5 protein-coding genes are annotated in these 13,317 nt (G+C 68.1%); 1 reads left to right on the top strand and 4 read right to left on the bottom strand.

Annotation, left to right across the window (positions count from 1 at the left end):
- The 4 genes from acpS to AWC17_RS23700 form a co-directional block, all read right to left on the bottom strand.
- Entirely contained in the window at positions 1-399 is a 399-nt protein-coding gene (acpS, locus tag AWC17_RS23720) for a holo-ACP synthase AcpS (RefSeq protein ID WP_046182674.1), read from the bottom strand.
- 109 nt (positions 400-508) lie between these two features.
- The gene (locus AWC17_RS23715) at positions 509-9,748 is read right to left on the bottom strand and encodes a type I polyketide synthase (RefSeq protein WP_046182675.1); all 9,240 of its coding nucleotides are present in this window, start codon (positions 9,746-9,748) and stop codon (positions 509-511) included.
- A gap of 525 nt (positions 9,749-10,273) precedes the next feature.
- Positions 10,274-10,996, bottom strand: coding sequence for a glycoside hydrolase domain-containing protein (locus tag AWC17_RS23705; protein WP_046182676.1), 723 nt, complete (start codon positions 10,994-10,996; stop codon positions 10,274-10,276).
- 60 nt (positions 10,997-11,056) lie between these two features.
- A complete protein-coding gene (locus AWC17_RS23700; protein ID WP_046182677.1) occupies positions 11,057-11,971 on the bottom strand; it encodes a MerR family transcriptional regulator in 915 nt (304 codons plus the stop codon).
- A gap of 40 nt (positions 11,972-12,011) precedes the next feature.
- On the opposite strand from AWC17_RS23700, the gene AWC17_RS23695 reads away from it, so the two are divergent.
- Positions 12,012-13,208 (top strand): aromatic ring-hydroxylating oxygenase subunit alpha, encoded by a 1,197-nt coding sequence (locus AWC17_RS23695; protein ID WP_046182678.1) that lies wholly within the window; start codon positions 12,012-12,014, stop codon positions 13,206-13,208.
- Positions 13,209-13,317 lie beyond the last annotated feature (109 nt).

The following is a 13,317-nucleotide window of genomic DNA, read 5'->3' as shown; positions in this document are numbered from 1 at the left end:
CTAGTCGGCGGTCGTCTCCAGGATCGCCACAGCGGCGGCGGTATCCCCCTCGTGCGTCAGCGACACATGAATCGTCACGTCGGCCAGATGCTTGGCGATGTCGCCGCTCAGCCGCACCCGGGGCCGCCCCCACATGTCGGTGACCACCTCGATGTCGCGGTGGATGTCCTCGGGCAGCACGGGTCGTTGCGCGAACCGGGACCCCGACCAGGCCTTGATCACCGCCTCCTTCGCGGCCCAGCGGGCCGCCAGGTGGCGCGCCGCCGATGAGCTCTTGTCCGAGGCGTCGCGGCGCTCACCCGGTGTGAACGTCTCGGAGAAAACCGTTCCCGGCTGGTCGACCTGCTCGGCGAAATCAGGGATGGAGACGACATCGATCCCCACACCGACAATTCCCATGGGTGGCCAGGCTAACGGACGGTCGAGCCCGGCGACGATGCGGTCCGCGCTGGGGGCCGAGGTGGGGGTACCTCCCGCTTGCGGGGGAAAGCCGGGCAATAAACCGACGTCATCCGGCTGAGACCTCGTAGGCCTCGCCCTCACCCAGCCGGGAAGCCGGGTTGAGCAGCATCGCCGCCTCCTGGCGCTTCTCCGGTGCGTCATGGTCGAACCGACGGTCCGCTGGCCGCTCGTACATCGGCGTGCCGCCGGCGATGGCCGAGGCCAGCCGGCGCTGACCGGCCAGCAATCGCGCATCCGCACGCCGCTGGTAGTCCGCGCGCTGATCGGCGTCCAGCGTGGCGATGAAGGCCTGCGGGTGCACCAGCGCCACCAGCCCGGACACGTGGCCGAACCCGAGGCTGGTCAACATCCCCGCCTTGAGCGGGAACTTCTCACCCAGCCGCAGCGTCTCACGCACCCAGACGAAATGGGCCGACCCGGCCAGTTCGTCGTCGACACAATCCAGGCTGCGGTTGGGCGGGATCACGCCGTCACGCAGCATCTGGCACAGGCCCATCATCTGGAAGACCGCCGCGCCGCCCTTGGCGTGCCCGGTGAGGCTCTTCTGCGACACCACGAACAGTGGGGCGCCCTCGGAGCGGCCCAACGAATCCGCCAGCCGCTCATGCAGCTCGGTCTCGTTGGGATCGTTGGCCAGCGTGGAGGTGTCGTGCTTGGAGATCACCGCGATGTCGTCGGCGCCAACGCCGAGCTTGGCCAGCGAGCGCGCCAACGCCGATTCCTTGCCGCCGCGGCCCGCCCCCAGCGCGCCCAAACCCGGGGCCGGGATCGAAGTGTGCACGCCGTCGGCGAACGACTGCGCGTAGGCCACCACGGCCAGCACCGGCAGACCCATCTTGAGCGCCAGGTCGCCGCGGGCGAGCAGGATGGTGCCGCCGCCCTGCGCCTCGACGAAACCGAGCCGGCGCCGGTCGTTGGGCCGGGAGAACTTCGAGTCGTGGATTCCCCGGCCCCGCATCATGCTGGTGTCGGCGGTGGCCGCCATGTCGCCGAAACCGATGATGGCTTCCAGCGTCAGGTCGTCGAATCCACCGGCCACGACCAGTTCGGCCTTGCCGAGGCGGATCTTGTCGACGCCCTCCTCGACCGACACCGCCGCTGTCGCGCACGCGCCGACCGGGTGGATCATCGCGCCGTAGCTGCCCACGTAGCTCTGAATGACGTGGGCGGCAACAACATTCGGCAGCACTTCCTGCAGAATGTCGTTCGGCTTGTTCCGGCCGAGCAGGTTGCCGTGATACATGGTCTGCATCGACGTCATCCCGCCCATGCCGGTGCCCTGGGTGCTGGCCACCAGACCCGGGTGCACCCATCGCATCAACTCGGTCGGGGTGAATCCCGAAGACAAGAACGCGTCGACGGTTGCGACGATGTTCCACAGCGCCACCCGGTCGGTGGAGCTGGCCATGTCCTGGCTGATGCCGTACACGGTCGGATCGAACCCGGTGGGGATCTGCGCGCCGACGGTTCGCGACAGCTTGGTCTTGCGCGGCACCCGGATCTCGGTGCCCGCCTTGCGCGTGACTTGCCAGTCGCTCGAATCGGGGACCGGCCGCGCCACCGTGTGCTCCGGATCGAACTCGACGAACCCGCGAGCGTCGGCCTCCGACGAGACGACGAAGGTGAAGTCCTTGTCCAGGAACACCGACACCAGCAACGGCGAGGCGTGATCGGGGTCGATAGCGCCGTCATCGACGAACTCGCGAATCCCCACCCGCTCCACCACGGTGTCGTGGTAGCGCTCGACAAGCTCGGTTTCATCAACCAGATCGCCGGATTCCGTGTCGTACCAACCCGGTTGTGGGTCGTCCTCCCAGCGGATCAGTCCCGTGGTCCAGGCCAGCTCCAGGACGCCCGCCGCCGACAGTTCGTTGTCGACCTCCATCTCGAACCGGGTGCGCGACGAGCCGTACGGGCCGATCTCGGCGCCACCGACGATCACCACCAGGTCGGCGGGGTCGACGTCCAGGTCGGCCCAATCCGGCGCCGGTGCCGGCGTGAAGCCGCGCGGCGGCGACGGCAACGCGGCGATGGTGCCCGCGGCCGCGGTGTCGTCGGTGGCGTGCTCGCCCGATGTGGCTTGCTCGCGGGCTTTGGCGGCCAGTTCGGCCATGTCGAGGTTCGCCTCGGCGAGGCCGCCGGTCAGGTCCGCCTTGATAGGCGCGCCGGCCGCCGCGACCTTGGACTCGACGTCGCAGAGGTCCAGCAGCATGGCCGCCATCTCGTCGGTGGAGTAGGTGGTGACACCGGCCTCCTCGACGGCGTCGACGATGGCGTCGTTGTGGCCCATCAGCCCGGTGCCGCGGGTCCAGCCGATCAGCGCGTGCGCAAGGCTGACCCTTGCCGCCCAGGAGGATTCGGCGCGCCAACGGCTCACCAACGCGTCCAGCGCCGACTTGGCTTCGCCGTACGCGCCGTCACCGCCGAACATTCCGCGGTTGGGCGAGCCGGGCAGCACCACGTGCAGCCGCGACGCGATGTCGCGCTCGGCGCCGATCTTGGACAGTCCGCCGATCAACCGCTGCACCGCCCACAGCAGAACCTTCATCTCCATCTCGGAGCGCGAACCGGCCTCCGATAGGTCGCCGGCGACGCGAGGCGCCGCGAACGGGAAGAGCAGCGTGGGGGTCTGCGCGTCCTTGATGTGAATGGATTGCGGCCCAAGGCTTTCGGTCTGTTCGGTACCGATCCATTCGGTCAGTGCGTCGATGTCGGAGTAGGACGCCATGTTGGCGGCGACGACCCAGAGCGCCGCGCCGTACCGGGCGTGGTCGCGATACAGCCCGCGGTAGAACGCCAGCCGCTCGTCGTCGAGCTTCGATGTCGTGGCGATGACGGTGGCCCCGCCGTCGAGCAGTCGCGCGACCACCGACGCCGCGATCGAACCCTTCGAAGCGCCTGTCACCACGGCGACCTCGCTGCTGTAGTGACCGGGATCGGGGTTCTCGGCGCCGGCGGCGATGCGGCCGTAGAGCGACGCGTGAATCTGGCGACCGGCGGCCAGCGATTTGCCCTGCCACCAGGTGGCCTGGGTGGCGACGACATGGCCTGCGCCCTCGAACCTTTCGGACAGGTTCTTCCACTGGGCGTCGATGTCACCCTCGTCGGTCAGCCAGAGCTTGACCAAGTCCTCCCGGGCGCTGGCCCATCGGTCGTCGAACACGACGGCCTTCTTGGCGTCGAAAGCCGGTGCCACCAACCGCGGCCAGTCCGCACCGAGTTCGGCGGTGACCAGGTCGATGAGCTCGGCGTCCGTGGCCGCCGGCAACGCGCTGACCGGGTCGTCCAATCCCAACTGGTTCAGGACGAGGCGGGCCGCCGAGGCGAGCACACCGTCGCGACCGGTGATCTGATCGGTGAATTCGCTCAACGCGGCCGCGTCGACGGTGGCACCACCGGCGCCGCCCGACGACGGCAGCGCCACCGCGATGCCACGGCGCGCGGCGACCGATGTGACGGCGGCGTCCACGACTTTGTCGACCGAGGCGGCGTCGGCCAGCGCGCCCTCGTGCAGGTGGCCCATGGCGCCCCCGCGAACGCTGGTGCCCTCACGGGTTCCCAGTGCCACCTCGACCGTGACGTGCTTGGCCCAACCGTCGCCGAGCTCCCAGGTCTTCTTGACCCGCTCGGCGATGGCGCCGGGCCGCTTGCCCGAGGGCCCCAGCACCGTGCGCAGCTGGTCGTTGATCGCGTCGGAAAGCACTGGGCCGAAAGGCTTGTAGGTGCGCGCCAGCTTGGTCACCTGTGACCGCAGCCCGGCCAGGTCGGCCTCGGCGGCGCCGTCGATGGCGCCCAGGTTCAACTCCGAACCGAGGTCCACCAGCAACTGGTTGCGGCGCGACGAGGCGCCGTCGGTGATGGACTCGATGGAGTCCAGTTCCTCGATCTGGTCGATGCGCATTTTGGCCGACAGCGCGATCAACGCCAGGGTGGCGTCGGCGGCGTCGAACCCGATGTCGTCGGGGCGGGGGCCTGACGGAGCGGCCGAGGGCGCAGGCGCCGGTACGGCCTCCACGGCGGCGGCACCTGCCGACTCGGTCGACTCGGCCGGTTCCGCGTCCTCCTCGGGCTCCGGCTCGGGGTCGGTGTCGGTGGCGAACAGCACTGCGGCGTCGCGCTCGGCGTTGAGCACTTCCACTGTGCTGTGGGCATATTCGGGCAGCTTGAGGGTGTTGGTGGCCAGTCCGGCGACGGTCGGCGCCGGCTTCACGCCGATTTCGACGAACCGTTCCACGCCCAGACCGCCCGCGGCCTCCTCGGTGAACAGCAGGTCCTGGGTTTCGATCCAGCGCACCGGGCTGGCGAACTGCCATGCGAGCAGCTCGATCAAGACGATGCGCGCCATCTCGTTTCGGCGCTCGGTGAGCCACGTGTCGTAGTCCGCGAGGATCGCGTCGAGCGGTTCGGCCGGCACCAAATCCCGGATCTCCTGGATGAAGTCGCGGTCCAGGGTGAACGGACGCGGCACGAGGTTGGGGATGTAGCGCCCGATGATGACGTCGGGGTCCTTGTCGCGCGGCATCACGCGTTCCAGCGAGCGGCGGAACTCAGCGACCCCGACGCGCAGCACCCGCGAGTGGAACGGCACGTCGATGCCGGGCACCAGGATGAACGAGCGCTTGCCGCCGGTGAGCTCGCGACGCTGCTCCACCTCGGCTTCCAGCTCCTCCAGACCGCGGACCGTGCCGGCGATCGCATACTGCGAACCGCGCAGGTTGAAGTTCACGATCTCCAGGAATTCACCGGTGCGGTCGGCGATTTCGGCCACAAACCCGGGCACCTCGTCGTCCGGGAGGTCGATCTGCGACGGCCGGATGGCCGCCAGCCGATAGTTGGAGCGGCCCAGCTCGTCGCGCGGCACGATGTCGTGCATCTTCGAGCCGCGGTGGAACACCGTCTCCAGCAACGCTTCCAGCTCGTAGATCCCGGTCACGCAGGCCAGCGCGGTGTACTCCCCGACGGAATGGCCGCAGGCGATGGCGCCTTCGACGAACGCGCCTTGCTCGCGCATCTCGGCGACCTGCGCCGCCGCCACGGTCGCCATCGCGACCTGTGTGAACTGCGTCAGGTACAGCACGCCCTCGGGGTGGTTGTAGTGCACGCCGCTGGCGATGATGCTGGTCGGGTTGTCGCGCACGACGTGCAGCACCGAGAAGCCCAGCGTGTCACGAGTGAACTTGTCCGCCTTGTCCCACACCTTGCGGGCGGCCTTGGACCGAGCGCGGACGTCCATGCCCATGCCCTTGTGCTGAATCCCTTGACCGGGGAAGGCATACACAGTGTTCGGGGCAGCCAGGCGCGCCGTCGCCGACATCACCAGATCGGACCCGATGCGGGCGGCCACATCCAAAACCTCTGCGCCCTGATCGATTCCGACGCGCTCGACGCGGAAATCGACCTCGTCGCCGGGACGCACCATGCCCAGGAACCGCGCGGTCCAACCGACCAACCGGGCCGGGGGCCGAGCCTGGCCGTCGGTGGCGGTCACCGCGTGCTGTGCGGCGGCCGACAACCACATGCCGTGCACGATGGGCGTTTCCAGGCCGGCCAGCAGGGCGGCCGCCCGGTCGGTGTGGATCGGGTTGTGGTCACCGGACACCACCGCGAAAGGTCGCATGTCGACCGGGGCGGTCAACCGGACGTCGCGGCGGCGGCGACGCGGAGTGTCGGTCGCGTTGTCCGACACCGCACCGCCGGCCCGCACCGGGTCGGTCAGCTCGGCGGCACCGGTACGCCCAAGGATCGCGAACCGCTCATCGAGACTGGCAATCGGCACGCCGTCGGCGTCGGCGATCGTTACCGATACCCGGACGACACGGCCCATATCCGTGTCGATGGCCGGCGAAGCCGTTGCGGTGATTGCCAATTGGGCCGGGACTTTGGGCAGCACGCCTACCACGCGCGCGGCGTGGTCGAGATGCACGAGACTCAGCAGACCCTCGACGACCGGGACGCCGGCGTCGGTGACCGCCGAGCCGATCGCCGCGAAAACCGCGGGCCAGCAAAGGCCGACCAGCGCGTCGGGCACGGTGGTGAGGCCGGGCGCCAGCGGCTCCCCGAAGGTGGCCGTGACGCCGGTGTGGTCGGCGACCCGCTCGGGATCCCAGTCCACCGTCACGTTGGCCGTCCCGTCGACGACCGCGGGCAGGAATTCCGGCCCGTCGACGCCGGCGGCGATCGCCAGCACCGCGCGCATGGCGGTGGCAGCGTCTTCGGTGGACACCACCGGTGTCCCCCCATCGATTGTGTTGGGGGGCAGGGTGAATGGGATGTCGATCCAGGTTCCCGACAGCGGGACACTCAGCACCACTCGGTCGCCGTCGACCTGGAGCCGCGCCCCGGTGGACGAGTGCGTGGCGCGGTGACTTTCGGGTCCGTCGTGCACGAGCCAATCGCCGGGGTCGGCGATCCGGTGGACCGGGTTGATCGCGGTGCGGCCGGCCCACTGCACATCGGGAGCATCGAGCACGACGGCCAAGGGCCCGGTCACGTCGGGGCGACCCAGCCTGCGCGACGCGACGGCCCGGGGCTGCCCGTTGGAAGACAGCACCTCGTCGATGGCGGCCTGCTCGAAGCGGTCCAGCAATTCACCGACGGGTTCATCCATCCGGGTGATGCCGGCCACGGCCGCGGTACCCGGGATGATGCACACCTGGTCGGCGTCGTAGCGGGCATCGTGCGCCTGCCACAGCGAGTCGCTGCGCCACCAGCGCCGCACGTCCTTGTCGATGACCGGGACGAAGTTGACCGGCTTACCCAGCGTCTTGCACAGCGTGACGAAGAACGGGACGTCGGCCGGGTGCAGCTGCACGGTCTCGGCGTCGGGGTACTGCGCAAGCAGCGTGGCGATGGCCTGCTGGGGGCTTTCCAGAAGGGTCGCGTCGTCAAATAGCGTCTCGATCGGGCCGGAATCGTTTGCGTGCAAACGCGCTTCGGCGCGCTGCAGCATCTGCTGGAACCGGTCGCGCCAGGTGTCGGCCAGCCACGGGCTGCCCGGTGCGGCGGTGTCGGCGGTGGAGTTGCCCTCACCGATCGCCAGCTCGACGTAGCGCTGCAACCACTGCAGGTAGGTCATGTCGGCGACGTCGCCGAAGTAGGGCTTGGCGGTGTTGGCCATCGCCGCGATGATCTCGTCGCGACGCTCGGCGACGGCCTCCGCGTCACCAGCGACCTCGTCGAGCAGCCGGCCGCACCGCGAAGCGCTGTTGTCGATCTCGTGAATGTCGGCACCCAGCTGGCTGCGGCTGGAAGCCATGCCGCCCACCGCTTTTCCGGCGCCGACCCAGTGGTCAGTGCCTTGCGTCTCGACCAGCATCCGCTTGACCGACGGCGACGTGGTGGCCTCCTTGGTCGCCATCGCCGCGGTGCCGACCAGGATGCCGTCGATCGGCATCAGCGGGAAGCCGTACGCCTGCGCCCAGCGCCCGGACAGGTACTCGGCGGCCCGCTCGGGTGTGCCGATGCCACCGCCCACGCAGACGGTGATGTTGGGGCGCGACCGCAACTCCGAATACGTTGCCAGCAGCAGGTCGTCGAGGTCTTCCCACGAATGGTGGCCACCGGCGCGGCCACCCTCGATGTGCATGATCACCGGCTTGGTGGGCACCTCGGTCGCGATGCGGATGACCGAGCGGATCTGCTCGACCGTGCCGGGCTTGAACACGATGTGACTGATGCCGACGTCGTTCAGCTCCGCAATCAGCTCGACGGCATCCTCGAGGTCGGGAATCCCGGCGCTGATCACCAGTCCGTCGATCGCCGCACCGGACTGACGCGCTTTCTGCACCAACCGCTTTCCACCGACCTGCAGCTTCCACAGGTACGGGTCGAGGAACAGCGCGTTGAACTGATAGGTGCGGCCCGGCTCGAGCAACGTGGAGAGCTCGTCGATGCGGCCGGCGAAGATTTCCTCGGTGACCTGCCCGCCGCCGGCCAGCTCGGCCCAGTGCCCGGCGTTGGCCGCGGAGGCGACAATGTTGGCGTCGACGGTGGTCGGGGTCATGCCCGCGAGCAGGATCGGCGAGCGTCCGGTCAACCGGGTGAACTTCGTCGAGAGCTTGACCCTGCCGTCGGGAAGGCGAACGACGGTGGGGGCGTATGTCGACCACGCCCGCGCGACCTCGGGGACGGCCCCGACGGTGAAGAGGTTGCGCAGCCCGCCGCGGGTCGCGGCGGGCACGATGCCGACACCCAGGCCGCGGATCACCGGCGCGGTCAATCGGGTCAGGATGTCGCCCGGACCCAGGTCGAGAATCCAGCGCGCACCGGCCTCGTGCACACGGCTGATCTCCTCGACCCAGTCGACACGTCGCACCAGGATGGCTTCGGTTAGCTCGCGGGCCAGCGCGACGTCGAGACCGACCTTCTCAGCCCAGCCGCCGACGATGTCGATGCCGTCGGCCAACCGGGGCGTGTGGAAGCCGACCTCCACCTGCACCGGATCGAAGACCGGCGAGAAGACATCCCCACCGCGGAGCTTGTTCTTGCGGTCGGCTTCTTCCTTTTCCGAGATCTGCTGGCAATAGAGCTCGAACCGGGACAGCTGTTCTGGCGTCCCGGTGATGACGACCGAACGCCGGCCGTTGCGAATGGACAACACCGGCGGCAGCACGGTGCGGACATCCTGCGCGAACTCCTCGAGCAGCCGGCTGATGCGCTCGGGGTCGGCGTTGGTCACCGACACCATCGGCGGCCGGTCGCCGAGCACGGAGATCCCGCGTCGACGGGCCACCAGCGTCCCGGCGGCACCGATCAGCTGGGCCATCGCCAACAGCTCGGCGTCACGGGCGCCCGCGGCCTTGAGCGCCTCAACGGCGAGCACCCCTTGCGAGTGCCCGGCGACGGCCACCGGCGGGGATGCTTTGAGGTCCATGCCCTGGCGCGCCAGCGCGCGCACGGCCGCAATCTGGGTGAGCAGCACGCCGGGGATCGACACCGCCGCCGACGTCAGGTGCTTATCCGACGGGACCGGGTCCTCGGCCGCCAGCGCACGCACCCAAGCGAGCGGCTCGAAACCGATCGGCCGCACCACCACCAGCTCTTTGGCCACCGGCTCGAGCAGCAGTTCCACCTCACCGACGAGCGTTGCCAGGTCGGATTCGATCCCAGCCGACGACACCAGTTCTTCGAGGGTCTCCAGCCAGGCGCTGCCCTGGCCGCCAAACGCAACGGCGTACGGCTCGCCGGCCGTCAGACGGTCGACCAGAGCATGGGTCTCCCCGGCTACCGCGTGGGGGCCTTTTCCATCGCGATCAGCGGAAACCCGGTCGTGCTCGTGGATCGTCACCTTCTTTGTCTCCCTGTATGCGTCTTTACGTATCGGTTCATTCGGCCGGTCACCACCGGCGGCGGGTTCGGCGATTCGGCGTCGAATCAAGCCGGGAAACGGCTGACCGGTGTGTTGTCGGCGGGCCGCCCCTGTGGATCGAGCGGCGCGGCGGACTGCATCGGCTGCACTAAGAGTGTCATAAGGATGGACCCCCGTTTTGCGTGGTGAGTGGTTACTGATGAGTTCTACGCATGGGTAACCGTGTCGTGGGTAACACCGGGTTTGATCGGCGGCGCGGGCGCGGCGAACAAACCTGCTGCATGCAGGTGGTTACGGTCGAGTAGCTATAACTGCGCTGATCAAAGCAGTTTTGTTATGTAATCGTTATGTAAAAATTTCGAGCCGTGGAGTCGCGCTGAGCCGGCTTCGGTCGCGTCGAGCGGGCGGCGTTCGCGACCGCTGCGCCGAAAAATGAGCGAACGAGTGTTTGCTGGGATCTCTAAGAGTCGCGGGCCGCCGGTGACGGGTGAAGGAGCCGTGGGGCTAGGCCCACTGCCCGAATTGCGGCTTGAGGATTTCGTTGATGTCCACTCCGACCCCGCCGACGCTGCGTTTGTCGATCTCGACCTGATGCAAATGGGCGGCCGGGTGGGCGAACCCCTTGGGCGAGCCCCAGTTGTGCTGCCAGAAATAAGAGCCCAAATCGTCGTGCAGCGCCCAGTCGATGGTCTTCGAATTGGCGTACACACCTGTGCGCTGATGGCCGATCACCGACTCCCAGGACCGCAGGTAGGGCGCAATCTGCTGTTTGTACTGGTCATAGGACGGGTCGTCGTCGATCGAGGCGTAGATCGGCGCGCTGGCGGGTCCGCCCGCGGCGGCGTGCAGCTGCATTCCGCGTTGCGCGTGCTGGAGTCCGGCGTTGGCTCCGCCGAGCCAGTCGGCGCTGTTGCCCTTGCCGTACTGGTAACACGAAACGATCTTCAGTCCATTGCTATTGAGGTCACGTGCCTCGGCGACCTGGATCGGCTTGCCCAGCATCCAGTTGCCGCCAGGGCGCCGGTCCGACACGTATCTGATCGAGCCCACAGCGCCGGCGGCCCTGATCTGGCTGGCCGGGATGACCCCGGCTGCGTAGTCCAACAGCGTGCCAAGCGACGCCGACGCCGGTGCGGGACGCAGCGACGCGCCCGCAACGCCCAGGCCTACCAAGGCGGGGGTCGCGGCCGCCCATTTGAGTAGGTCGCGTCGCGAAACCGATGACACAAGCGACAGAGTACGACAGGAACACCATCTGACACATTGGCCACACTGGTTACATCTGCATCACAGTGCCGCATCGTTGGTTTCGGTCCGCGTCGCAGCGGGGAGCACGATGACGCTCACGGCCTCCAGGCCGCGACGAGCGGTCTGCCGGGCGATCTCGTCGAGGAAGTGGGCGGCCGCCGGGTTGATCGACCCCGCCCAGGCCCGAAATCCCTGCACGATCACGGGGTCACGCTCCAACGACGGCTGCACGCCTCGAAGCACGCGGACCACGTCGTCGGGCAGTGGGTCGGCCAGCTGCTTGTCGATCCAGCTGTGCGCGAGTTCCGTTGCACCCGCCCGATCGTCACCCAACCCGACCACGTCGCCGGCGAGGTTGCGCAACCGGTCGAACAACACTTCACGCCCCGGTGCCTCGGCCAGTTGGGCCAGCAGGGTGCTGGCCGCCGGTGGCAGAACCATTTGCCCGAACAAGACCGGCACCGGCAAGTCCCACTCGTCGAACAGGTCGGCGTACATGGCGGCGACGGGCGCAGACAGCGGCGCGCTGAGCCGCCCGATGACCCCGATGCTGTCGCGGTGCCTGGTCGCCAGCTTGCGCAGGATGTCCTCGTTGACGTCGGCGTCGGGGCAATCGGCGGCGGCGAGGGATTCGGCGCGGGATCGGTCGATGGCCGCGATCAACTCGTCCAGCCGGTCGCGCTGGTGCATCAACAACGCCCGGTGCTCGTCGAGAACACCCGCCAACGTCGTGCGCCCGCCCGCGATCAAGCGCTGGATGTCGCTGATGCTGAGGCCGAGACTTCTCATCAGATCGATGCGCAGCAGGTCGAGCACCTGCTCCACGTCGAAGACCCGATAGCCGTTCGACAGATGCTCGGCGCGCAGCAAACCGATTTTCTCGTAGTGGCGGATGCGACCGGAAGCGATTCCGGTCAGGGCCGTGACGTCGCCGATCAGCAACTGCTCAGCCACTCCTTGACCTTACAACCGTGGCAAGGTCTGTACTGGGCAGATGGAACGCGACCAGCTGATCGATCTCACCCGCCGCGCCTTGAAGTTGGCGCGCGACAAGACCACCGACCTCGCCCCGGCCGAGTACCGGGTCGAGGCGCGGGCCTACACGTCGGCCGAGCGCCACGACCTGGACCGGGCCATGGTGATGGCCAGCCCGCAGTTGGTCGGCTACGCCTCGGAGCTGCCCGGCCCCGGCGCGTACTGCACCAAGATGGTGATGGGCCGGTCGATCCTGCTGACCAGAACGGCCGATGGATCGGTCAGAGCATTCAACAATGTCTGCCTGCACCGCCAGTCCCAGGTGGCGACGGGCTGCGGCAGCGCGAAGCGGTTCACCTGCCCGTACCACGCATGGACGTACGACAACACCGGGCGGTTGGTCGGCCTGCCCGGCCGCGAAGGCTTTCCCGGCGCGGCGATCGCAAGCGCGGCGAAGCCTGGCGCTGCGGGTCGCCGCCAAAGCAACGTCAAGGCCAACGGCCTGACCGAACTGCCGGCCACCGAGTTCGCCGGATTCCTTTGGGTCGCATTGGATCCCGGGTCCCCGCTCGACGTCGCCGCACACCTCGGCCCCCTGGCCGACGAACTCGATTCGTGGGGCATCGGGCGGTGGTCGCCGCTTGGCGAGAAGATACTCGACTGCCCGATCAATTGGAAGCTGGCGGTCGACACCTTCTCGGAGAACTACCATTTCGCCACGGTGCACCAGCAGACCTTCGCCACGATCGCCCGCAGCAACTGCACCGTTTTCGACGCGTTCGGACCGCACCACCGGTTGATCTTCCCGCTCAACACGATCCTGGCGCTGGATGAAATCCCCGAAGAGCGGTGGGATCCGTTCCAGAACATGGTCGTGATCTACGCGCTGTTCCCCAACATCGTGCTATCGGTAACCATCGCCAACGGTGAGCTGTTCCGGATCTACCCCGGCGATCGACCAGGGAGATCGATCACCGTTCACCAGAATTCGACACCGCTGGACCTGTCCGACGAATCGGTGGCCGCCGGCGCGCAAGCCGTCTTCGAGTATGCCCACGCCACGGTGCGCGACGAGGACTACCGGCTGGTCGAAGGCCTGCAGGCCAACCTCGAGTCGGGCGCAAGCGACCACCTGCTGTTCGGTCGCAACGAACCCGGACTGCAGCATCGCCACATCACGTGGGCGCAGGCGGTTGACGAGCTCCACCACAGCTGACGGCCGCCGTTCGCGACACTTAAACCACGCACACGACACGCCGGGTGGATTCATACGGTCAGTGCAACATCCGTGGATTTGGGAGGTTGCCATGCCGAGTGGATATCCG

Origin of the sequence: Mycobacterium nebraskense (assembly GCF_002102255.1) — a bacterium.
GTDB classification, from domain to species: Bacteria; Actinomycetota; Actinomycetes; order Mycobacteriales; family Mycobacteriaceae; genus Mycobacterium; species Mycobacterium nebraskense.
The sequence above is the reverse complement of the archived record's forward strand: the minus strand, read 5'-3'. Positions and strand labels throughout refer to the sequence as shown.

Bases quoted from the DNA above. Each gene is read 5' to 3' on its own strand.
- acpS (WP_046182674.1), bottom strand. From the start codon at position 399: ATGGGAATTGTCGGTGTGGGGATCGATGTCGTCTCCATCCCTGATTTC.
- AWC17_RS23695 (WP_046182678.1), top strand. From the start codon at position 12,012: ATGGAACGCGACCAGCTGATCGATCTCACCCGCCGCGCCTTGAAGTTG.